Here is a 21,503-nt window from a genome sequence, read left to right on the forward strand (position 1 = left end):
GTCAGGCCAGCTCGGCCGTCAGGGTGATCTCCGTGCCCGTCAGCGCCTGGGACACCGGGCAGCCGACCTTGGCCTCCTCGGCGATGCGCCGGAAGTCCTCCTCCCCGATGTCCGGGACCTGCCCGTGGACGGTGAGATGGATGCCGGTGATGCCCTCACCACCGACGAAGGAGACGTCGGCCCGCGTGTCCAGCTGCGTGGGCGGGGTGCCGTTCTTGTCCAGCATGTTGGACAGCGCCATGGAGAAGCACGCCGCGTGCGCGGTCCCGATGAGCTCCTCAGGGTTGGTGGTGCGCTCCCCCTCCTCGGTGCGCCCCTTCCACGTCATGTCGAAGCTGCCCAGCCCGGAGGTCTCCATCCGCGCCGTGCCGGAGCCCTCGAACAGGCTCCCCTTCCAGGTCGCGCTGCCCGTGCTCACCTTGGGTGCCATCTGCGTCCTCCTCCTGCCCGGCCGGGCCGTCCGGCCGCGCTCCCATCGTGCCCTCCGGAGCGCGGTCCTGCCACAGCACCGGCCTCAGGACAGCGCGGCCACCGACTCCGAGTCGGCGGCGAGGTCGCGCTCCAGGCGCGTGCGCTGCTCCTCGGTGAGGTCGACGACCTCGAGCCCGCGACGGGTCGCCTCGACCACGGTCCGGGCCTGGTCGGCACGGATGAGACCCAGCCGCAGGGCGTGCGCAGCCGCCCCGGCGTAGGTGTCGAAGACGTGCACCCCCTGGGCCGCCCACTCCTCCCGCTGCTCCTGCGTCAGGTCGGTGACGTTGTGCAGCAGGGTCGCGACGATGTGGTCGGGGTCGATCCGGTGCATCTCGGCACCCACCTGCCCGTCGGCCTGGCCGCTGTCACCGATGAAGACCATGCGGCACTCGGGGAAGAGCTGGCGGTCACGGTGCATGTTCTGCAGCTTGCGCTCGGCCATGACGGTCTTGGTGTGCAGGTTGAGCAGCGACCCGCCCAGCACCGAGTGCGGCGGCAGCCCGAGCTCGGAGAGGTTGTTGCGGGTGTACTGCTCGACCAGCCCGCGCGGCCCCCCGGGGCGGGCGGTGACGAAGGTCAGGTCACCGGCGCGGCCCGGCTCCTCGGCGGCGCCGTCGTCGAGCGCGTGCAGCAGCTCGACGACCCCGGGGTAGATGGTGCCGCGGGGATAGCGGTCGTCGTGGATCGCGCACGTGAGGGTGTCGTCGATGTCGCACAGCACGCGCAGGTCGGAGGTGGGGTCGACGAAGGCCTGCTCGGCGAAGTGCCGCAGGAGCCGTTCGCGGAGGTCCTCGTCCAGGTCGTCGAAGACGAGGTGCTCGAGGTCGTGGTGGTCCTTCGTGGCGTTCAGCCGGTATTTCAGGTCGTGGAACGGGGCCCCCTCCAACGACACGAGCAGGTCGGTGACCAGCTCCTGGTGGTCGCGCGCCATGCCGCCCTGGTGCAGCGCGGAGATGACCAGGGCGACGGAGTCGGTGGACAGCTCGCCCACCCGCTGGCGCAGCAGCAGGTCGAGCAGCTCGGTGCGGTGCTGGGCGCCCCAGAGGTGGTCGTCGACGTCCCCGACCACCGTGTCGACGTCGAGGTCGGCCAGGACGGCGTCGAGCTCTCCCTCCAGCGTGTCGCGCAGGACGCGCAGGACCTGGGCCTCCGCCCGGGTCCCGGTGCGCCACCCGTCGGTGAGGCTGATGATCTGCTGCGCGCGCGGGTCCATGGGGCTCCTGGCCAGGGTGGGGAGGACGGGTCAGCGGGCCACGTCGAGCGCCCCGGGGAGCACCGTGACCCGGGCCCCCACGATATCGGGGACCACGTCGCCGTCGACCTGGGCCAGCACCGGCTCGGGGGCGTCGACGACCAGCTCGCGCCCGGTGCGGTAGCGCAGGGCGGGGTGGTCGCCGGGCGTGACGCGGCCCATGCCCGTCACGGCGATGCGGCCCCAGTCGAGCAGGGTGCGGGGCGAGACCAGCACGGTATGGAGCAGGCCGTCGTCCAGGTGCGCACCCGGCACCACGCGGATGCCGCCGGGCAGCCGCGCGGCGTTGACCGCGAGGACGGTCCACAGCGGGCCGGCGTGCACACGCTCGCCGTCGACGACCAGGCGTAGCGCGTGCCCCGGCCGGCCCAGCCGCAGCACACCGGGAAGGAAGTAGGCCAGCCAGCGCACGTTGGCCTTGTGCGCGGGGCGGACCGCGGCCAGGGTGGCCGCGTCGTGCCCGACACCGGCGACGACGAGGAAGGCGTGCTCCGAGACACCGCCCGTCGCGCTCGTCAGCCGGGCACGGCCCAGGTCGGTCGGCCGGGCGCCACCGGTGACGGCCCGCCGTGCGGCCTCGCGCACGTCACCGACCGGCAGCAGGGCGCTGCGGGCGAAGAGGTTGGCCGTGCCGACGGGGACGACCCCCAGGGGGACGCGGTGCGAAGGTGAGGACTGCAGAATCGCCAGGGACAGTGCCCCGGCCACCTCCCGCACCGTCCCGTCGCCACCGGCGACGACGACGCGCTCGACCCCGCGCGCGACGGCATACCTGGTCTGCGGCCCGCCCGGCTCGTGCGGCGTGGTGGAGAGCACGAGGGGCTCGCCGAGGCCGGCCTCCTGCACGGCGGCGCTGACCGCACCCACCGCGTGGTGGGCGGCGCGCGAGGAGGGGTTGACCACGAGGGCGAGGCGGGTCACGGTGCTGGCGCGCGGCCGGGGCTGTCGACCGGCACGGGTCGGGTCAGGCCAGGCGGGAGACGAGCGAGGTGGCCACCGGGTCGGCGGTGAGGCCGACCCGGTCGAGGACCTGGTCGCGCGAGCCGTGGTCGAGGAAGGCGTGCGGCAGCCCGTAGGCGTGCACCGGGACGTCGACACCGGCGTCGGCGAGGGCCTGGGCGACCCGGTCGCCGACGCCGCCCACCAGCCCGTCCTCGATCACGGCGACCGCGCGGGCGGCACGGGCCAGGTCGACGAGGTCGGCGCTGACGGGGAGCACCCAGCGGGGGTCGACGACCATGACGCTGCGTCCCTGCGCGGCGAGCTTGTCGGCGACCTCCAGCGCCGTGGCGGCCATCGCCCCGACGCCGACCACGAGCAGGTCCACCCCCTGGTCGGCGTCGTCGCCGGCGGGGTCGACGTCGCGCAGGACGTCGACCTGCCCGGCGGTGCGCACGGCCTCGAGCGGCTCAGCCACCGTGCCCTTGGGGAAGCGCACGACCGTCGGGGCGTCCGCTACGTCCACGGCCTCGCGCAGCGCCAGCGCGACCTGGTGACCGTCGCGGGGCGCGGCGACCCGCACGCCCGGGACCAGGCCGAGCAGGCGCAGGTCCCACATGCCGTTGTGGCTGGCGCCGTCGGTGCCGGTGACCCCCGCGCGGTCGAGCACGAAGGTCACGCCCTGGCGGTGCAGGGCGCAGTCCATGAGCAGCTGGTCGAAGGCCCGGTTGAGGAAGGTGGCGTAGACGCACACCACCGGGTGCAGGCCGGCGTAGGACAGGCCCGCCGCCATGGTCACCGCGTGCTGCTCGGCGATCCCGACGTCGAAGACGCGGTCGGGGAAGCGCTCGGCGAAGGGCTGCAGGCCCACGGGGATGAGCATGGCGGCCGTGAGCGCGACGACGTCGTCACGCTCCTTGCCCAGGCGCACCAGCTCGTCGCTGAACTCGTCGGTCCAGCTGCGGCCCGACAGCTCCAGGGGCAGGCCGGTCTCGGGGTTGATCTTGCCCACGGCGTGGAAGCGGTCGGCCTCGTCCGCGGTGGCGGGGTCGTAGCCGTGGCCCTTCTCGGTGATGGCGTGGACCAGGACCACGCCGCCGAAGTCGTGGGCGCGGCGCAGCGCGGTCTCCATCGCCTCGACGTCGTGGCCGTCGACGGGCCCGAGGTACTTCAGGCCGAGGTCCTCGAACATGCCCTGCGGGCTGACGATGTCCTTCAGGCCCTTCTTCATCCCGTGGAGGGTCTCGTAGACCTGGCGGCCGACGACCGGGGTCCTGTTGAGCTGGCGCTTGCCCCACATGAGCACGTTCTCGTACTGCGGCTTGGCCCGCAGGGAGGCGAGGTAGTCGGCCATCCCGCCGCGGGTGGCGGCGTAGGAGCGTTCGTTGTCGTTGATGACGATGATCAGCGGCAGGTCGCGGTGCTCGGCGATGTTGTTGAGCGCCTCCCAGACCATGCCGCCGGTCAGCGCACCGTCACCGATCACCGCGACCGTGTGGCGGTCGGTCTCACCGCGCAGCTTGCGCCCGCTGGCGATCCCGATCGCCCAGGACAGGGAGGTCGAGGCGTGGGAGTTCTCGATCACGTCGTGGTCGGACTCGGCCCGGGAGGGGTAGCCGGACAGACCGCCCTGCTTGCGCAGCGAGGAGAGGTCGTGCCGGCCGGTGAGCAGCTTGTGCACGTAGCCGATGTGGCCGGTGTCGAACAGGATCGTGTCGCGCGGGGAGTCGAAGACGCGGTGCAGGGCGATGGTGAGCTCGACCACTCCGAGGTTGGGGCCGAGGTGGCCGCCGGTCCGGGAGACGGAGTGGATGAGGTAGTCGCGGATCTCGTCCGACAGCTGGTCCACCTGGGCCGGGGACAGCCGCTTGAGGTCGCTCGGCCCGCTGATGGTGCGCATGAGTGCCACTGCTGTCGTCCTTCTCGTCGTCTCGACCACGTCGGCGCCTGAATCCTCGCCAGTGTAGGCGCCGCACGCTGGGGAGTCGCTGTGCGAGGCGGCTCTACCGCAGGGGGGCCCGCAGCCGCAGCGCCTCCAGCAGCAGCCCGGCCGCCCGGTGCGCCGCCCGCAGCCGCAGCCCCTCACGGGCGAGCGAGTCGAGCACGTCGCCGAGGCTGCCCGGCGGCAGCACCGGCCCCAGCTCGGGGCGCACATCGCGCCAGGCGCCGCGCATCGCGTCGAGCTGGGCCTCCAGGTGCCGGGTGGCCACCCACGCCAGGGCGGCGGGGTGCCGGCGCCAGGCGTGGTAGGCCCGGTAGTCGGCCGGGCACTGGTCCAGCAGCCAGGACACCGCCGCCTGCTCCCACCCCGGCACCCCGGCCGGGGGCACCCGGTCCGGCCAGCCAGGAGGTCCGCTCATGCGAACAAGTGTACGACTCGATGTCGACGCCGGCACGGGACGCCTGCGCCGGTGCACCATGGGCACATGGCCAGACCCCAGCCCGACGCCCCGCCCCGGCTCCCCCGCAAGGCCTACGAGGCCGAGCTGTTCCGGCTCCAGGGCGAGCTCGTCAAGCTGCAGGAGTGGATCCGCGAGACGGGCCGGCGCCTCGTGGTCGTCTTCGAGGGCCGCGACGCCGCCGGCAAGGGTGGGGCGATCAAGCGGGTCACCGAGTACCTCTCGCCCCGGCAGACCCAGATCGTGGCGCTGCCCGCCCCCACGGAGCGGGAGGCGACGCAGTGGTACTTCCAGCGCTACGTCGAGCACCTGCCCGCCGCCGGGGAGATCCGGCTGTTCGACCGGTCCTGGTACAACCGCGCGGGCGTCGAGCGGGTCATGGGCTACTGCACGCCCGAGGAGCACCGGCGCTTCCTGCACCAGTGCCCGATCTTCGAGCGGATGCTCGTCCAGGACGGGATCATGCTGCGCAAGTACTGGTTCTCGGTCTCCGACGCCGAGCAGGAGCGCCGGTTCCGCTCCCGCCTGGAGGACCCGATGCGGCGCTGGAAGCTGTCCCCCACCGACCTGGAGAGCCTGACCCGGTGGGAGGCCTACAGCCGGGCCAAGGACGAGATGTTCGTGCACACCGACATCCCCGAGGCACCGTGGCTCGTCGTCGAGAGCGACGACAAGCGCTCCGCCCGCATCAACATGATCGCCCACCTGCTCTCGAGCATTCCCTACGAGGAGGTCGACCTGCCGCGGCTCAGGATGCCCGACCGACCGCCCTCGACCGGCTACGTCCGCACGGACCGGTCGCTACAGACCGAGGTGCCCGACCACGCGGCTGCCCTGGCCTCCCGGGCGGGACGGGGCAGGGCGCCGAAGCACCGTGAGGACCTCGGATGACACGTCCGGGCATCACCGGCGTCAGACCCACCCGACTCCGAGGTTAGGCTTGCCTCACCACCCGCTGCCAGGAGAGCACCGACCATGACCGACGTCCCGACGACCTCCTCGACCGCCCGCACCGCCCTCGTCCAGACCCCGACGCCGGGCCGCTGGGCCAAGCAGCTGGCCTCCCACCTGGGGCGCCCCGGCAAGATGTCGGTCGAGCCGACCTCTGCGGGGCCCCGGCTGTCGATGACCTTCGACGGCGTCGAGACAGCGTGCCTGATGGACACGTCCGCACCGGACGTCCTGGCGCTGCACGCCACCGCCGGCGACGAGGCCGCGCTCGACCGGATGACCCAGGTCGTCGGCTCGCACCTGGAACGGTTCGGCGAGAAGGCCGGCCTGCAGGTCGTCTGGGCCTGAGCCTCGCGGCGACCCGGCGTCGCCTCTAGGAACCCACCGGCGCACGGGTCACACTGGAGGTCCCGCACGTCCCGCACGTCCCGCCCGGCCGAGGAGGCACAGCATGACCACCGTCGACCTCAACTGCGACCTCGGGGAGGGCGCGACCGAGGCCGTCCACGGTGGCGACGAGGCGCTGCTCGGCGTCGTGACGAGCGCCAACGTCGCGTGCGGCTTCCACGCCGGCGACCCCTCGACCATGCGGGTCCTCACGGCCCAGGCGGTGGCCCGGGGGGTCGCGATCGGCGCGCACGTCGCCTACCGCGACCTGGAGGGGTTCGGCCGCCGCTTCGTCGACGTCCACCCGCACACGCTGCGGGACGAGGTCGCCTACCAGATCGGTGCCCTGGCCGCGTTCGCCCGGATAGCGGGCGGCGCGGTCACCTACGTCAAGCCGCACGGCGGCCTCTACAACGCGATCGTGACGCACGAGGAGCAGGCCGCCGCGGTGGTGGGGGCGGTCGCCGACTACGACCCCTCGGTGGTGCTCATGGGGCTGCCCGGCTCGGCCGTGCTGCGCCTGGCCGAGCAGGCGGGCCTGCGGACCGCCCACGAGGCCTTCGCCGACCGCGCCTACACGCCCGAGGGACATCTCGTGCCGCGCTCGCAGCCCGGCGCCGTCCTGCACGACCCGGCCGAGATCGCGCGCCGCTGCCTGGCCATGGCCACCGGTGAGCCCGTGCCGGACGTCAACGGTGACCCCCTGCTCCTGCGCCCGCACTCCATCTGCGTGCACGGCGACACCCCTGGCGCCCTCGCGATCGCCCGCGCGGTGCGGCGGCTCCTGGAGGAGTCCGGTGTGCGTCTGGCGCCCTTCACCCGGCCGGCCTGACCGTGCGCATCCTCCCCAGCGGGACGGGGGCCCTCCTGCTCGAGCTGGACAGCCTGACCGAGGTGCTGCAGCGGTATGCCGCGCTCCGCGAGTCGGGCCTGCCCGTGCTCGACCTCGTGCCCGCGGGCCGCACCATCCTCGTCGTCGCCGACCGCGGCGCGGACCTGACCGACCTCGCCGCCCGCGTGCGCGAGGTGGAACCGGTCGAGCACACCCGGGTCGAGGCAGCCACCGTCGAGGTGCCCGTGCGCTACGACGGGGAGGACCTGGCCGCGGCGGCCGGCCTGCTTGGGTGCACGCTCGAGGAGCTCGTGCGCCGCCACCGCGAGGAGCGCTGGACCGTCGCCTTCTGCGGCTTCGCCCCCGGGTTCGGCTATCTCACCGGGTCCCGGTTCGACTGGGACGTGCCCCGACGCGCCACGCCGCGGACCAGCGTGCCCGCGGGCTCCCTCGGCCTGGCCGGGGAGTTCACCGGTGTCTACCCGCGCAGCTCCCCCGGCGGCTGGCAGCTGATCGGCCGGGCGCTCGTCGACGTCTTCGACCTGGACCGAGACCCACCCGCGCTGCTCGTGCCCGGTGCCCGGGTGCGTTTCGTGGAGTCGACGTGAGCACCCGCCGCACGACGGTGACCGTCGTCGAGGCCGGCCCGCTGACCACCGTGCAGGACTTCGGCCGTCCCGGCCTGGCCGCGATGGGGGTGAGCCGCTCGGGCGCCTGCGACCGGGCCGCCCACCGCCTGGCCAACGCCCTCGTCGGCAACCATCCCACGCTGGCCACCCTGGAGGTGACCCTCGGGGGCCTGGCCCTGGAGGCGGCCAGTGACGTGGTGGTCGCCACCGCCGGGGCGCGCTGCCCGGGAGCACCGCACGCCGCACCCTTCGTGCTGCGCGCATCCCAGCGCCTGACCCTCGGGCAGCCGGCTGCCGGGCTGCGCTCCTACGTCGCCGTGCGCGGCGGCATCGACGTGCCGCCGGTCCTCGGCAGCCGGTCGACGGACGTGCTCTCCGGGCTGGGCCCGAAGGTCGTCGAGGCCGGCGACGTGCTGCCCGTCGGCACCACCGACCGTCCCGTCCCGGGGGTCGACGTCGCCCCGGTGCCGGTCCCCACGCTCGGGCCGCTGGTCGTCCCCGTCCAGCCCGGGCCCCGGCGCGACTGGTTCGAGGACAGCGCGTGGTCCGGGTTCCTCTCGGCGAGCTTCACGGTCGACAGCAGGTCGAACCGCATCGGCGTCCGGCTCGCCGGGCACCCGCTCCCCCGTCGCCGGCAGGGCGAGCTGACGAGCGAGGGCATGGTCCGCGGCGCCGTGCAGGTGCCGCCCTCGGGTCTGCCCGTGCTCTTCCTCGCCGACCACCCCGTGACCGGGGGTTATCCCGTGATCGCCTACGTCGACGACGCCGCGGTCGACCGGTGTGCCCAGCTGCGCCCCGGCCAGCAGGTGCGCTTCAGCGACCGCCCCGCCCGGTGACGCACAGCGCTCCCGTCGGCGAGGTTCGGCTGAGACCGGCGTCAGGCAAACCCGTGACGGGCCAGGGGCCCGCTCAGCTCACGCTCCTCGTAGGACAGGTGCGACAGCAGGGTGTCGGTGAGCAGGTCGACGCTGTGCGCGAGCTCGTCGAGGGCACCGCGCCCCGCCTGCCCGTAGGCGTCCTGGGCGGCCAGCGCGACGAGCGCCCGGTCGAGGCGGTCGAGCACGTCCGCGATGACCTCGTGCTCCTCCTCGAGCCGGTCGAGCACCGGCCCGACGGTCGGCTCCGCCCGCCGTAGGTGCGGGAAGACCGACCGGTCCTCGAGCGTGTGGTGCCCCGTGACGGCACGGCAGTAGGACTGGCAGAACGCGCCGAGCGTCCAGGCGTTCTGCCGCATGGCCATGGTGTTGATCACCGACCGGGCCTGGCCGACCTCGAGATGGCCACGCCGCACCTGGTCCACGACGTCGCGGACCCGGGCCAGCTCTCCGCGCAGGTGGTCGTGGACGTCGATGAGGTGCTGGGGTGCTGCGAGCCGCTCCGGAGGGTATGCCGCAGGTGCGCCTGGCGGGGTGGGCGCGCTGGGGCGGGACGGCTCGTCCCAGTCGAGCCGGCCGGTGAGCCGGGTGCCGTCGTCGGGCGTGGGCCGGACCTCGCCCCCGAGCGGCGCCGTGGTGACGCCGGAGGCGGGACGGCCCGCCCCTCCGGGGAGGACGGTCTTCTCGGGGCCCGCCCCGGTGGCACCCGACCGCCCTGCCTCGACCAGGTCCCGCAACGCTGGCCCGACCTCCTCGCCGAGCACGCGCACCGTGTCGGCGTCGTCGGTGGCCAGGATGAAGGTGGACATCCCGTGACCCAGCGCCAGCTCGGCGAGCTGCTCGGCCCAGTCGGCCGCGCTGCCGTGGAGCCCGCCGCTGCCCCGTTCGCCGGTGCCGAGGCGACCGTGGACGTTGTAGAGGCGCACGACGTCCTGGGGCGCGCGGCCCGCCCGCAGCGCTGCCTCGTCGATCCGGGCGTTGGCCTCGCCCAGCCCCTCGGGCGGCAGGTAGGCCATGCTCGGCAGCCAGCCGTCGGCGAGCCGCCCGGTGACCCGCTGCATGCGAGGGCCGTAGGCCCCGACCCAGAGAGCCGGGTCACCGGCCGGCGCCGGGCCGGCGTGCAGCCCCCTCACGCGGTAGTGCTCGCCGTCGACGCGCACCGACCCTTCGCCGCGCCATACCTGCCGGATCACCTCGACCGCCTCGACGAGCGCGTCCACGGCCTCGCCGGGGGCGCGCCGCGGACCGCCCGCGGCGACGATCGCGTCCCAGAAGGCCCCCGTGCCGAGCCCGAGGTCGGCGCGCCCGCCCGAGAGCAGGTCGAGCGTGGCGACCGCGCGGGCCAGCACGACGGGCTGGCGCAGGGGCAGGCTGGCCACGTTGGGCCCCACCCGCACGCTGCTGGTGCGCGCGGCGATCCACGACAGCAGCGTCCAGGTGTCGACCTGGCGGGCGTTGTAGGGATGGTCCTGGACGGTGACGAGGTCGATGCCCGAGGTGTCGGCGACCACCGCCAGCTCGACCGCCCGGTGCGGCGCTGCGGCGTCCGGGGTGGGGAAGATGCCCAGCCGGATGTCGTGGCCGTAGTCGGTCATGACGGTCAACCTACGGCAGTCAGGAGCCGGCGACGGTGACCCGGATGAGGTTGGCCCAGGGGTCCTCGAGGGAGACCGTGCGACCGTCGTCGACCGAGCGCACGCCGAAGTGGCGCATCCGTTCGGTGAGCTCGCCCACGTCGTCGCTGCTGGGCAGCTCGATGTCGACCTGGCCCAGGCCGAGGGTGGAGAAGCGGCGCCCCGCCCCGCGGCTGTTCCACACGTTCATCGCCATGTGGTGGTGGTAGCCGCCCGCGCTGACGAACAGCGCCTGGTTGCCCAGCTCGGCGGTCGTGTCGAACCCGAGACGGTCGACGTAGAACTCCTTGGCGGAGCGGGTGTCCCCGACCGAGAGGTGGACGTGGCCGACGACCGCGTCGCTGCTGCCGGGCACCTCGAGGGCCTGAGGCGTCAGGTGCTCGCGGAGGAAGTCGTTGGGGTCGAGGTAGAGGGTGGCCATCTCGACCTGCCCGTGGACCCAGCTCCACTGGGTGCGGTCACGGTCCCAGTAGAGCTCGATGCCGTTGCCCTCGGGGTCGTCGAGGTAGAACGCCTGGCTGACCAGGTGGTCGGCGCTGCCTGTGAACCGCTGCGGCGCCTGCTGCGCGACCGACGCCAGCACGGCGGCCAGGTCGGTCTGCGTCGGGAAGAGGATCGCGGTGTGGAACAGCCCGGCCGACCCGGGGGCCGCGTGCCGCAGCTGCGGGCTGTGCCGGAGGATCACGACCGGCGTCGTGCCGCGGCCCAGGGTGACGACGGGCCCGTCCTCCGACAGCACCTGCAGCGTGATGACGTCGCGGTAGAAGGCGGTCATGCCGGCGAGGTCGGCGACGTCCAGGGTCACCGGCCCCATCGCCGTGTCGGCGGCGAGACGATCGGGGCGGGCGGTGGGTGCGGTCATGGTGGATCCTCCAAGATGTATGACGTGTCACCTAGTCTAACGCAGGTGCCAGGGCCGCCCATTCCCACCGCTCCCGGACGCGACGACGCCCCGCCGGACGACGAGGTCCGACGGGGCGTCGCGGAAGGTCGTGCACCGCCCGGTGAGGGGCGACGCGTCGCCTCAGGCGTTCACGAGGGAGCGCAGGACGTACTGCAGGATGCCGTCGTTGCGGTAGTAGTCCGCCTCACCGGGGGTGTCGATGCGGACCACCGCGTCGAACTCGACGGTCTCACCGGACTCCTTGGCGGCGGAGACCTTGACGGTCTTCGGCGTGCTGCCCTCGTTGAGAGCGGTCACCCCGGTGATCGAGAAGGTCTCGGTGCCGTCCAGGCCGAGCGACTCGGCGTTCTGGCCCTGCGGGTACTGCAGCGGCAGCACGCCCATGCCGATGAGGTTGGACCGGTGGATCCGCTCGTAGGACTCGGCGATGACGGCCTTGACGCCGAGCAGGCGGGTGCCCTTGGCGGCCCAGTCGCGCGAGGACCCCGAGCCGTACTCCTTGCCGGCCAGGATGACGAGCGGGGTGCCCTCGGCGGCGTAGTTCTGCGCCGCGTCGTAGATCGTCTCCTGGGGGGCGCCGTCCCGGGTGAAGTCCCGGGTGAAGCCACCCTCCACCCCGTCCAGCAGCTGGTTCCTCAGCCGGATGTTGGCGAAGGTGCCACGGATCATCACCTCGTGGTTGCCGCGGCGCGAGCCGTAGGAGTTGAAGTCCTTGCGCTCGATGCCGTGCTCGGACAGGTAGCGGCCCGCCGGGCTGTCGGCCTTGATGGAGCCCGCCGGGCTGATGTGGTCGGTCGTGACCGAGTCACCCAGCTTGGCGAGCACGCGCGCCCCGGAGATGTCCTCCACCGGCGCCGGCTCGGCCTGCATCCCCTCGAAGTACGGGGGCTTGCGCACGTAGGTCGAGTCCTCGGCCCACTCGAAGGTGTCGCCGGCCGGGGTGGGCAGCGACTGCCAGCGGTGGTCGCCGGCGAAGACGTCGGCGTAGTCCTCGGTGAACATGTCGCTGCTGATCGAGGTCGCGATGGTGGCCTCGACCTCCTCGGCCGCCGGCCAGATGTCCTTGAGGAAGACGTCCTGCCCGTCGGTGTCCTTGCCCAGCGGCTCCGCCTCGAAGTCGAAGTCCATGGTCCCGGCCAGGGCGTAGGCGATGACCAGCGGCGGGGAGGCCAGGTAGTTCATCTTCACGTCCGGGTTGATCCGGCCCTCGAAGTTGCGGTTGCCCGACAGCACCGAGACCACCGCCAGGTCGGCCTCGTTGACGGCCGTGGACACCTCGTCGATGATCGGGCCGGAGTTGCCGATGCAGGTGGTGCAGCCGTAGCCGACCAGGTGGAAGCCGAGCTTCTCCAGGTAGGGCGTCATGCCGGACTTGTCGAAGTAGCCGGTGACCACCTTGGACCCGGGCGCCATCGAGGTCTTCACCCACGGCGGCACGGTCAGACCCCGGTCGACGGCGTTCTTGGCGAGCATCGCGGCGGCCATCATCACCGAGGGGTTGGAGGTGTTGGTGCACGAGGTGATCGACGCGATCGCCACGTGGCCGTGGTCGATCTGCACCTGCTGCCCGCCGATGGAGGCCGGCGTGGGGTGGCTGGCGCGGTCGCCGTTCAGCAACCTGGAGTGCTCCGGACGGCCCGCCTCCTCGGACTCCTCGTGCGCGTCGTGCGAGGGCGAGTCGGAGGCAGGGAAGGTGTCCTGCAGCTCCTGGTCGACCGAGCTCTTCACGATGCCGTTGCCGTCGACGACGTAGTTCTGCAGGTCGGCGCGGAACTGCTTCTTCGAGGCGGACAGCGAGATGCGGTCCTGCGGGCGCTTGGGGCCCGCGATGGAGGGCACCACCGTCGACAGGTCCAGCTCGAGGAACTCGCTGAAGCGGGGCTCGGGGCTGTTCTTGTCCAGCCACATGCCCTGCTCCTTGGCGTAGGCCTCGACCAGGGCGACCTGCTGGTCGGAGCGACCCGTCAGGCGCAGGTAGTCCAGCGTCACGTCGTCGATGGGGAACATCGCCGCGGTGGAGCCGAACTCCGGGCTCATGTTGCCGATCGTGGCGCGGTTGGCCAGCGGGACCTGGGCCACCCCCTCGCCGTAGAACTCCACGAACTTGCCGACCACGCCGTGGTCGCGCAGCATCTCGGTGATCGTCAGCACCACGTCGGTCGCGGTCGCACCGGCCGGGATGGAGCCGGAGAGCTTGAAGCCGACGACACGCGGGATGAGCATGGAGACCGGCTGGCCGAGCATGGCCGCCTCGGCCTCGATGCCGCCGACGCCCCAGCCGAGGACGCCCAGGCCGTTGACCATCGTGGTGTGCGAGTCGGTGCCTACGAGAGTGTCGGGGTAGGCAAGGAGCTCACCGTCGACCTCACGGGTCATGGTGACGCGCGCCAGGTGCTCGATGTTGACCTGGTGCACGATGCCGGTGCCCGGGGGCACGACCTTGAAGTCCTCGAACGCGGTCTGGCCCCAGCGCAGGAACTGGTAGCGCTCCCCGTTGCGCTCGTACTCGATCTCCACGTTGCGCTCGAAGGCATCCGGGCGGCCGAAGACGTCGATGATCACCGAGTGGTCGATGACCAGCTCGGCCGGGGCCAGCGGGTTGATCCGGGTGGCGTCGCCGCCGAGGTCGGCCATCGCCTCGCGCATCGTGGCGAGGTCGACCACGCACGGCACCCCGGTGAAGTCCTGCATGATGACGCGCGCGGGGGTGAACTGGATCTCGGTGTCCGGCTCGGCGTCCTGGTCCCAGCCGGCCAGCGCGTTGACGTGGTCGGCCGTGATGTTGGCGCCGTCCTCGGTGCGCAGGAGGTTCTCCAGCAGCACCTTCAGCGAGTAGGGCAGCGTGTCCGCACCCTCCAGGCCACCGATGCGGTAGATGCCGTAGCTCTGGCCACCGACCTCCAGCGTGCCCTTGGCACCGAAGCTGTTCGGGTTCGTGCTCACGTTCGCTCCTTCGACTCGCCGTGCGATTTATCTCGACATCAAGATATCTGACCGGGCGTCCGGAGGCAAAACTCCGACACGCGCACCTCGCGACCATCCTGCCGCATGGTCAAGCCGGGCGCAGGGCCGCCCACCGCGGGCGCAGCCGTGCTCAGCGGTCGGCGGGCCGCAGCAGGGCGAGGCACTCCACGTGATGCGTCATCGGGAAGGCGTCGAGCACCCGCAGCCCGTGGAGCTCCAGCCCGTGCTCCCGCGCGATGCCGACGTCGCGGGCCAGCGCGGCGGGGTCGCAGGCGACGTAGACGACGGCCCGGGGGCCCAGCGCCACGAGCGCCTCCATGACGGTCCTCCCCGCGCCGGTGCGGGGCGGGTCAAGCACCACGAGGTCGACCGTCTCCCCCGCCGTCACCAGCTGGTCGAGGGCGCGCTCGGTCGGCACCGCCTCGGCCCGCGCCCAGGGGTATGGCGTGAGGTGGCGTGCGGCGGCCTCCGCCGCCTGCCGGTCCGCCTCGACCGCCAGCACCGACCCCGTGACACCGACACGTTCGGCGAGCGGGACCGCGAACAGGCCGACACCGGAGTAGAGGTCCAGCACCCGCTCCCCCGGCCCCGGGTCCAGCCAGGCCAGCACCTGCTGGGTGAAGGTGCTCGCGGCACCGGGGTGCACCTGCCAGAAGCCGCGGGCGGACAGGGTGAACTCGTGCTCACCGACCCGCTCGGTGACCTCCGGGACCGGGCCGACGGGCACCGGCGGCCCAGACCGGCCGCGGGGGCTGTGGTCCCTGCCCGGCTGCCCCGGGCCGCGCGGACGCCGTCTGCCCCTGCGGTCCCGTCCACGCCCCGCGCGCTGCGGGGGCCCCAGCGGCACGACGACCGGGTCGCCCGTCGCCGGCGCGACCACGTCGAGGCCGACGACGCCCTCGGGGACGGGCTCGCCGAGGACACCGGCAGCGACGACCCGCTCGTCGGCGATGAGGCAGTCCTGCACGGGCAGGACCTCGTGGGAGCGGTGCACCCGCAGACCCGGCAGGCGCCCGCCCCCGCCCGCGGCGACGGCGAGCTCGACGCGCGTGCGCCACCGCAGACCCTCGGCATCACCGGGGACGGGCTCGCACACGACCTCCTCGAGCTGCGTCCCGGCGAGCCGCCGGAACTGCTCCTGGACGACCTGGGCCTTGAGGGTCCGCTGCTCGGCCAGCGCCACGTGCTGCCAGTCGCACCCGCCGCACAGGCCCGGCCCGGCGTAGGGGCAGGGTGGCTGCACCCGCGCCGCCGAGGCGGTCAGCACCTCGACGGCGTCGGCCCGCACGAAGCGCCCGCCCCCGCCGACCTCGGTGACCTGCGCGCGCACCCGCTCCCCGGGCAGGCAGTGCCGGACGAACAGGACGAGGCCGTCCTCCTCCCGGCGGGCGACGCAGTGCCCCCCGTGGGCGACCGCGCCGACGTCGACGGTCAGAACGTCGCCGACCGCGGGCACGGCCGGGTGCAGGGTCACGCCCCGGTCCCGTCCCCGGGCTCGGCGGGGCGCCGCTGCGGCCCCTTGTGCTCGTGCTCGTGCTGGACGTGCGCCTGGAGCATCCGCTCCGTCACGTCGTCGGACCCGTCGGCCGTCTGCACGGTGCGCCCGGTCGCCAGCAGCATCCCCATGACGACGACCGCCACCAGGTAGGCCGGCCAGCCGAGCGCGACCTTGGCCACCCCCAGCCAGGCCACCTCCCCGGCCAGGTAGAGCGGCAGCATCACGGCCACCCGCACGGCGAACAACGCCACCAGCACCCAGGTCAGCCGGCTGCAGACCGCCACCAGGCCCTTGTCCCGGCGCCAGGCCGTGGGGCGCTCGGCGTAGTCGGGGTCGCCGATGGCCACGATAAAGCCCACGAGCGGCCAGCGCCCGAGGATCGAGACGACGGCAGCCACGCCGTAGAGGGCGCTGGTGATGATGCCCGGCAGGAAGGCGTCCTCGGCCTGCCCGGAGCGCAGCGCGAAGAACGCCGCGACGGCCGTGGCCACCAGCGCCGAGCCGAGGAACCGCCAGGACCCGCCCACGAACCGGCGGACCACGGCCATCACGACGAGCAGCGCGCCCGAGGCGAGGACGGCCGTGCGGACGGAGTCGGTGAGCACCCAGGTGAGGACGAACGCGACCGTCGGCAGGGCGGTCTCGAGCGAGCCGTACCACCCGCCCAGGGCGTCGCTGACGCGGCGCCGGATGACCTGCTCGACGGTGACCTCGGCGTTCGTCACGGCGCTCACGTGAACTCGGGGTTGCTGGGCGCCTTGGGGGCGTCCGGGACCTCCGGGGGGCGATGCCGGCCGGCGTCGGCCGGCGGGCCGGTCGGCGCGCTCGGGGAGACGCCGCTGACAGCGGTGGCGTCGGCGCTGCGCAGCACCTGGGTCGGGCGCGCACCCTGCTCGGCGGCGGCCTTCTGCGCCGCCTCCCGGCGGGCCTGCGCCTGCTTGGCCGCGGCCTCCACCACACCCTCCGGTGCGGTCAGCTCGAGCAGCTCGCGGGGCGGGCGCGGCTCGTCACCGCGCCGCACGACCGTGCCGCGCAGGAAGGTGAGGATGGGCCGCAGCTGCGCGTCGTCGGTGGCGGCCGGCCCGTTGACGACCACGCGCAGGAACCACCGGGGACCGTCGATGCCCAGAAAGCGTGCCGGCTGGAAGGCCACGCGGCCGTCGGGTGCACGACCGGGCATCCGGGCGCGGATCTCCTTGCCCAGCACCCCCTGCACGACCTCGGCGGCGCCCCCGGCCTCGACGAGGCCGCGGGCGATGTCGGGACGCAGCTCGTCCCACAGGCCCAGAGTGCGGGGCGCGGCGAACACCTGCAGCTGCGCCTGAGAGGCGCCGAAGCCGAGGGTGGCCCCGACGACCCGGCCGCTGCCCTGCTCCAGGTCCAGCCGCATCTGCATGCCCGGCACCGCCGGCAGCCGCAGCGCGCCCAGGTCGATCCGGCCGTCGAGCTCGGGCCACTCGGCCACGTCGTAGGGCCCGTCACCGGCCCGGTCCCAGGCGCGGTCGACGCCGGGCTCGCCCTCGGCGGGCTCGGGGCGCACGGCGTCGAGGTCCTCGGGCTCCTCCGTGAGGGGCTCGCGCTTCTTACGGCCAAACAGTGCCACGGGCGGGTCAGTCCTTCGGTCGGTTCGGGTGCGGGTGCGGGGCTGCGGTGCCGCTGTGGCCGTGCCCGCCCTCACCCCGCTCGGACGGGGGCAGCTCGTCGACGACGTCGAAGACGGGCGTGGCCACCTGCTGCACGACGAGCTGGGCGATACGGTCGCCCCTGCGCAGGGTGAACGGCTCGGCGGCGTCGGTGTTGACCAGGTTCACCAGGATCTCGCCGCGGTAGCCGGCGTCCACGGTGCCCGGGGCGTTGACGATCGACACCCCGTGCCGGGCGGCCAGCCCCGAGCGGGGGTGGACGAAGGCCGCATACCCGGGCGGCAGCGCGATCGCCACACCGGTCGGCACCAGGGCACGCTCCCCCGGTGCGAGCGTCCGGTCCTCCCGGGCGTGCAGGTCCACGCCGGCGTCGTCGGGGCGGGCCTGCCGCGGCACCGGCAACCCGCCGTCCAGGCGCCTCAGGGCGACGTGGACGGTGTCGGTGGTGCTGGGCTGGGCAGGAGGCATCGTCAACGAGGGTACGCCCCGGCCACCGGGGTGGCCGAGGCGCGCGGGGCCGCCGGGGTCGACGACCGGGGGGCGGTCACGACGCCGGTCAGGCCGCACACTCGGTGCAGACCGGCAGTCCGCCGACCTCCTTGGCCAGCTGGCTGCGGTGGTGCACCAGGAAGCAGCGCGAGCAGGTGAACTCGTCCTGCTGCTTGGGCAGCACGTGCACCGACAGCTCCTCGTTGGACAGGTCCGCGCCGGGCAGCTCGAAGCCCTCGGCCTGCTCGGTCTCGTCGACGTCGACGCTGCCGGACGACTTGTCGTTGCGGCGGGCCTTCAGCTCCTCGATCGAATCCTCGTTGAGCTCGTCGTCCGTCTTGCGCGGGGCGTCGTAGTCCGTCGCCATCCTCATCCTCCATCGGTACCGGGATCGTGCGTCTAGCCGTCCAGAACGCACGGGGGCCCGGATTTGTGCCCGGTCCCTGCAGACCGCCCGTACGAGCGTGTCGGCCCGGATTGTGCCCTATCCCGCAGGTGCCGCGCGAACCGGGTCGCCGCGAGTCGCGCGCGGCGCCTCGGTGCGGGTCACCCCGGCAGCTCGGCCGCCGTCAGCGCAGGGTCGCCCGCCTCCAGGCGAGCCAGCTCGGCACGGACCAGGGCGTGGGCGGACGCCCCGGCGGCCACCACCATCGCGCGCGAGGGCGCGCTGCCCTCCGCCAGCCCCGACACCACGCCGCCGGCCTCGGTGACGACGAGCACCCCCGCCGCGAAGTCCCACGGGTGGGTCCCCCACTCGAAGTAAGCGTCCACCCGCCCGGCCGCGACGTGACACAGGTCGAGGGCGGCGGCGCCCATCCGGCGCAGGTCGCGCACCCGGGGCAGCAGGTCGACGGTGACGGCGGCCTGCCCCTCGCGGCGTCCACGGTCGTAGGAGAAACCCGTGGCGAGCAGCACCTGGCCGAGGTCGTCGACGTCGGTCACCTCCAGCCGCTCGGGCGGCCGGTGCTCCAGGGTCCCGTCGTGGGCGACGCGCCGCAGGTAGGCGCCTCCCCCTGCCCGGGCGTGGAACAGCTCGCCGGTCGAGGGGTTGACGACGGCCCCGGCCACCGGCGCCCAGGCACCGGCCCGGGAGGGGTCCCCGACGACGACCGCCACCGACACCGCATACGCGGGGAGCCCGTAGAGGTAGTTGACGGTGCCGTCGATCGGGTCCAGCACCCAGGTCAGGCCGGTGGTCCCCGGCGAGACCCCGGCACCCTCCTCGCCCAGGACCGCGTCGTCGGGCCGCTCCGCGGCGATGCGCTCGCGCAGCAGCGCCTCGGCCCGCTCGTCCATCACGGTGACCACGTCGAGGTCGGTCGACTTGGTGCGGTGCACGTCGATGCGCGCCGGTCGCCCGGCGCCGATGAGCCGGCCGGCCTCCAGCGCCATGGCGACCGCCAGGCGCTCGAGCGCGGCCCGGTCCTCCTCCGGGACCCGGAGCGGGTCGACGCTCCCGGCCCCTCTCGCGCTCCTTGGCGCTCCGGGCCTCGCTCGTCCCTCGCTCGTGTCCTCACGCACGTCGTCGCCGCTCATGCCCTCTGGCGCGCTCCTTGGCGCTCCGGGCCTCGCTCGTCCCTCGCTCGTGTCCTCACGCACGTCGTCGCCGCTCATGCTCAGTCCGTCCCGCAGGCGGCCGGCTTGGCCACCCGCAGGTTGGGGCAGCACCCGGGTCGGCACACCGACGGGCGCGGCTCGTCGCCGGGCCAGCAGGGCGGGGCCACCATCTCGCCGCGGGCCTCGGCGGCCCGCTCCAGGACGAGGTCGACAAGGCCGGAGACGAACTCGGCGTCGGTGCCCACGGTGGGCACGCGCGACAGCTCGATCCCGACCTCCTGCGCGGTCTCGACCGCCTCCGTGTCGAGGTCGAAGACGACCTCCATGTGGTCGGAGACGAAGCCGATCGGCGCCAGCACCACGTGCCGCACGCCGCGTGCGGCCAGGGCCCTCAGGTGGTCGTTGACGTCCGGCTCGAGCCACGGCTGGCTCGGCGGGCCGGAGCGGGAGCAGTAGGTCAGGTCGTGCTCGAGCTCCACCCCGAGGGTCGCCCCGACCTCGCCGGTGATGGCGTCGGCCAGCTGCAGGTGCTGGGTGGAGTAGAGGTTGCCCTCGTCGTCGCCGGGCCCGGAGGTGTCGTCCATGGTGACCGGCAGGGAGTGGGTGACGAACACCAGGTGCGGCATGCCGCCGCCCTCCATCACGGAGCGGGCCGCCTCGGTCACCAGACGGGCGTTCGCGCGGGAGAAGCCGGGGTGGTTCCAGTACTGGCGGACCTTGTCCACGTTGACCGTGCGGCCCTCCGCCGCCAGGGTGTCGATGGCCGCGGCGATGTCCTCCCGGTACTGGCGGCAGGAGGAGTAGCAGGAGTAGGCGCTGGTGGTGACCGCCAGCAGCCGGGTCATCCCCTCCTCGTGCGCCTGGCGCAGGGTGTCGTCGAGGAACGGCTCGGAGTTGCGGTTGCCGAAGAGCACCGGCAGCGTCAGGCCGCGCCGCTGCATCTCCTGGCCCAGGGCCTCGATGAGGGCACGGTTCTGGTCGTTGATCGGGCTGCGGCCGCCGAAGTGCAGGTAGTGCTCCGCCACCTCCTCGAGCCGCTCGTCGGGGATGCCACGCCCGGCGGTCACCCGGCGCAGGAAGGGCATGACCTCCTCCGGACCCTCCGGGCCGCCGAAGGAGGTGAGCACCACGGCCTGGTAGGGGAACAGGCGGCTGTCCTCCTCCTGCTGCAGGCTCTCCTCGAGCTCGGCGACGACCTCGTCCTGGGCCTGCGCCACCGGGTCGACCGGCGGCACCCCAGCGGTGCCGGCCGAGGTCGTGCCCTCGGGGCCGACGGGCACCTCCTCGGGACGCGGCTCGGCCGGGGGCTGGGCATCGGTGGGGTGGTTCACGGGCGTGCTCCTTGCTGTGGGGCGGTGGGGACCTGCAGGTCGAGGACGATGGCGGCGACCCGGATGCCGAGGACGAGCAGCACGGCGGACCAGATGACGACGAAGGAGAGCACCTCCAGCTGCGCAGCGACCACGACGACGGTCGCGCCCAGGAGGGCGGGCACGGCATACACCTCGCGGCGCAGCACCTCCGGCACCTGCCCGACGAGCACGTCGCGCAGCGCCCCGCCGCCGACCGCGGTGATCGCGCCGACGAGGATGCACGCGAGCGGCGGGGCACCCAGCAGCACGGCCTTCATCGAGCCCGAGACCGCGAAGACGGCCAGGCCGACGGCGTCGAGGTACTTGACCGCGCGGCCGATGACGCCCAGCCGCAGCTGCGGCCTGCGGCGGCGCAGGTCGACGAGGAAGGGGTGGGCGACCACGACGACGAGCCCGGCGGCCAGGACGGTCCCGAGGTACCACGGCTCGAAGATGCCCGGCGGCGGGACGTCGCCGAGGAAGACGTCACGGATGATGCCGCCGCCGAGGCCGGTCACCCAGGACAGCACCGCGATGCCGAACAGGTCGAGCCGGGCGCGCAGGCCCACGAGGCCGCCGGAGATCGCGAAGGCGAAGATGCCGATGACGTCCAGGGCGAGGCTCAGGTCGGCGTGGGCGGTCAGCATGGCGTTGTCAGCGTATCCCGCGGCCCTGCCGCGCGGGCGGCGTGCCGTCCCGGCGCGGACCCTGCCGGGTGGCACAG

At 73.7% G+C, this 21,503-nt stretch carries 21 protein-coding genes; 5 read left to right on the forward strand and 16 right to left on the reverse strand.

Going from position 1 to position 21,503, the window contains the following annotated elements; genetic code table 11:
• Position 1 precedes the first annotated feature (1 nt).
• From K330_RS0107845 to K330_RS0107865, 5 genes are all read right to left on the reverse strand, one after another.
• Positions 2 to 430, reverse strand: coding sequence for an OsmC family peroxiredoxin (locus K330_RS0107845; protein ID WP_022921285.1), 429 nt, complete (start codon positions 428 to 430; stop codon positions 2 to 4).
• A gap of 84 nt (positions 431 to 514) precedes the next feature.
• On the reverse strand, positions 515 to 1,687 hold the full coding sequence (locus K330_RS20005) for a phosphatase domain-containing protein (RefSeq protein ID WP_022921286.1): 1,173 nt from the start codon (positions 1,685 to 1,687) through the stop codon (positions 515 to 517).
• Between the two features lie 30 nt (positions 1,688 to 1,717).
• Complete coding sequence (locus tag K330_RS20010; protein WP_022921287.1) at positions 1,718 to 2,647, reverse strand: diacylglycerol/lipid kinase family protein; 930 nt, start codon at positions 2,645 to 2,647, stop codon at positions 1,718 to 1,720.
• Positions 2,648 to 2,690: 43 nt separating this feature from the next.
• Positions 2,691 to 4,574 carry a 1-deoxy-D-xylulose-5-phosphate synthase gene (dxs, locus tag K330_RS0107860; RefSeq protein ID WP_022921288.1) on the reverse strand — a complete coding sequence of 628 codons (1,884 nt, stop codon included), beginning with the start codon at positions 4,572 to 4,574 and terminating at the stop codon, positions 2,691 to 2,693.
• A gap of 94 nt (positions 4,575 to 4,668) precedes the next feature.
• Positions 4,669 to 5,025, reverse strand: coding sequence for a hypothetical protein (locus K330_RS0107865; protein WP_040657902.1), 357 nt, complete (start codon positions 5,023 to 5,025; stop codon positions 4,669 to 4,671).
• Positions 5,026 to 5,091: 66 nt separating this feature from the next.
• Here K330_RS0107865 and ppk2 point away from each other — a divergent pair, with 66 nt between their 5' ends.
• From ppk2 to K330_RS0107890, 5 genes are all read left to right on the forward strand, one after another.
• Positions 5,092 to 5,955: a polyphosphate kinase 2 gene (gene ppk2 / locus K330_RS20015; RefSeq protein WP_022921290.1), complete on the forward strand. Its 864-nt coding sequence runs from the start codon at positions 5,092 to 5,094 to the stop codon at positions 5,953 to 5,955.
• 84 nt (positions 5,956 to 6,039) lie between these two features.
• The gene (locus K330_RS0107875; protein ID WP_022921291.1) at positions 6,040 to 6,363 is read left to right on the forward strand and encodes a DUF2218 domain-containing protein; all 324 of its coding nucleotides are present in this window, start codon (positions 6,040 to 6,042) and stop codon (positions 6,361 to 6,363) included.
• Between the two features lie 103 nt (positions 6,364 to 6,466).
• Positions 6,467 to 7,234 (forward strand): LamB/YcsF family protein, encoded by a 768-nt coding sequence (locus tag K330_RS0107880; RefSeq protein WP_022921292.1) that lies wholly within the window; start codon positions 6,467 to 6,469, stop codon positions 7,232 to 7,234.
• Between the two features lie 2 nt (positions 7,235 to 7,236).
• Positions 7,237 to 7,842 (forward strand): 5-oxoprolinase subunit B family protein, encoded by a 606-nt coding sequence (locus tag K330_RS0107885; protein ID WP_029202449.1) that lies wholly within the window; start codon positions 7,237 to 7,239, stop codon positions 7,840 to 7,842.
• Positions 7,839 to 8,699, forward strand: coding sequence for a 5-oxoprolinase subunit C family protein (locus K330_RS0107890; RefSeq protein WP_029202450.1), 861 nt, complete (start codon positions 7,839 to 7,841; stop codon positions 8,697 to 8,699). Before K330_RS0107885 ends, K330_RS0107890 begins: the two co-directional genes overlap by 4 nt.
• A gap of 41 nt (positions 8,700 to 8,740) precedes the next feature.
• On the opposite strand, the gene K330_RS0107895 is transcribed toward K330_RS0107890, so the two are convergent.
• From K330_RS0107895 to K330_RS0107945, 11 genes are all read right to left on the reverse strand, one after another.
• Positions 8,741 to 10,333: an LLM class flavin-dependent oxidoreductase gene (locus K330_RS0107895; protein WP_022921293.1), complete on the reverse strand. Its 1,593-nt coding sequence runs from the start codon at positions 10,331 to 10,333 to the stop codon at positions 8,741 to 8,743.
• Positions 10,334 to 10,352: 19 nt separating this feature from the next.
• Complete coding sequence (locus tag K330_RS0107900) at positions 10,353 to 11,234, reverse strand: VOC family protein (protein WP_022921294.1); 882 nt, start codon at positions 11,232 to 11,234, stop codon at positions 10,353 to 10,355.
• Between the two features lie 162 nt (positions 11,235 to 11,396).
• A complete protein-coding gene (locus tag K330_RS0107905) occupies positions 11,397 to 14,219 on the reverse strand; it encodes an aconitate hydratase (protein ID WP_022921295.1) in 2,823 nt (940 codons plus the stop codon).
• A 151-nt stretch (positions 14,220 to 14,370) separates the two neighbouring features.
• Positions 14,371 to 15,714, reverse strand: a complete 1,344-nt coding sequence (locus tag K330_RS0107910) for a class I SAM-dependent RNA methyltransferase (RefSeq protein WP_022921296.1) — start codon at positions 15,712 to 15,714, stop codon at positions 14,371 to 14,373.
• Complete coding sequence (locus tag K330_RS20020) at positions 15,711 to 16,472, reverse strand: DUF3159 domain-containing protein (protein ID WP_022921297.1); 762 nt, start codon at positions 16,470 to 16,472, stop codon at positions 15,711 to 15,713. The genes K330_RS0107910 and K330_RS20020 overlap by 4 nt, the downstream gene beginning before the upstream one ends.
• A complete protein-coding gene (locus tag K330_RS22605) occupies positions 16,469 to 17,341 on the reverse strand; it encodes a DUF3710 domain-containing protein (protein ID WP_022921298.1) in 873 nt (290 codons plus the stop codon). The genes K330_RS20020 and K330_RS22605 overlap by 4 nt, the downstream gene beginning before the upstream one ends.
• A 7-nt stretch (positions 17,342 to 17,348) precedes the next feature.
• Entirely contained in the window at positions 17,349 to 17,849 is a 501-nt protein-coding gene (gene dut / locus K330_RS0107925; RefSeq protein WP_029202452.1) for a dUTP diphosphatase, read from the reverse strand.
• An 88-nt stretch (positions 17,850 to 17,937) separates the two neighbouring features.
• Complete coding sequence (locus K330_RS0107930) at positions 17,938 to 18,237, reverse strand: DUF4193 domain-containing protein (RefSeq protein ID WP_022921300.1); 300 nt, start codon at positions 18,235 to 18,237, stop codon at positions 17,938 to 17,940.
• 179 nt (positions 18,238 to 18,416) lie between these two features.
• On the reverse strand, positions 18,417 to 19,406 hold the full coding sequence (locus tag K330_RS0107935) for an inositol monophosphatase family protein (RefSeq protein ID WP_022921301.1): 990 nt from the start codon (positions 19,404 to 19,406) through the stop codon (positions 18,417 to 18,419).
• Between the two features lie 80 nt (positions 19,407 to 19,486).
• Positions 19,487 to 20,758: a ferrochelatase gene (locus K330_RS0107940; protein ID WP_373288741.1), complete on the reverse strand. Its 1,272-nt coding sequence runs from the start codon at positions 20,756 to 20,758 to the stop codon at positions 19,487 to 19,489.
• Positions 20,755 to 21,426 (reverse strand): trimeric intracellular cation channel family protein, encoded by a 672-nt coding sequence (locus tag K330_RS0107945; RefSeq protein WP_029202455.1) that lies wholly within the window; start codon positions 21,424 to 21,426, stop codon positions 20,755 to 20,757. The genes K330_RS0107940 and K330_RS0107945 overlap by 4 nt, the downstream gene beginning before the upstream one ends.
• Between the last annotated feature and the right edge of the window lie 77 nt (positions 21,427 to 21,503).

It is taken from the genome of Ornithinimicrobium pekingense DSM 21552 (assembly GCF_000421185.1).
Taxonomy (GTDB): Bacteria; Actinomycetota; Actinomycetes; order Actinomycetales; family Dermatophilaceae; genus Ornithinicoccus; species Ornithinicoccus pekingensis.

What these genes read in the sequence shown, in the direction of transcription:
- K330_RS20005 (WP_022921286.1), bottom strand. Translation starts at nt 1,687, where the DNA reads ATGGACCCGCGCGCGCAGCAGATCATCAGCCTCACCGACGGGTGGCGC.
- dut (WP_029202452.1), bottom strand. Translation starts at nt 17,849, where the DNA reads ATGCCTCCTGCCCAGCCCAGCACCACCGACACCGTCCACGTCGCCCTG.
- K330_RS0107930 (WP_022921300.1), bottom strand. Translation starts at nt 18,237, where the DNA reads ATGGCGACGGACTACGACGCCCCGCGCAAGACGGACGACGAGCTCAAC.
- K330_RS0107895 (WP_022921293.1), bottom strand. Translation starts at nt 10,333, where the DNA reads ATGACCGACTACGGCCACGACATCCGGCTGGGCATCTTCCCCACCCCG.
- K330_RS0107865 (WP_040657902.1), bottom strand. Translation starts at nt 5,025, where the DNA reads ATGAGCGGACCTCCTGGCTGGCCGGACCGGGTGCCCCCGGCCGGGGTG.
- K330_RS0107935 (WP_022921301.1), bottom strand. Translation starts at nt 19,406, where the DNA reads ATGAGCGGCGACGACGTGCGTGAGGACACGAGCGAGGGACGAGCGAGG.
- K330_RS0107875 (WP_022921291.1), top strand. Translation starts at nt 6,040, where the DNA reads ATGACCGACGTCCCGACGACCTCCTCGACCGCCCGCACCGCCCTCGTC.
- K330_RS0107880 (WP_022921292.1), top strand. Translation starts at nt 6,467, where the DNA reads ATGACCACCGTCGACCTCAACTGCGACCTCGGGGAGGGCGCGACCGAG.
- K330_RS0107845 (WP_022921285.1), bottom strand. Translation starts at nt 430, where the DNA reads ATGGCACCCAAGGTGAGCACGGGCAGCGCGACCTGGAAGGGGAGCCTG.
- ppk2 (WP_022921290.1), top strand. Translation starts at nt 5,092, where the DNA reads ATGGCCAGACCCCAGCCCGACGCCCCGCCCCGGCTCCCCCGCAAGGCC.
- K330_RS0107945 (WP_029202455.1), bottom strand. Translation starts at nt 21,426, where the DNA reads ATGCTGACCGCCCACGCCGACCTGAGCCTCGCCCTGGACGTCATCGGC.
- K330_RS0107900 (WP_022921294.1), bottom strand. Translation starts at nt 11,234, where the DNA reads ATGACCGCACCCACCGCCCGCCCCGATCGTCTCGCCGCCGACACGGCG.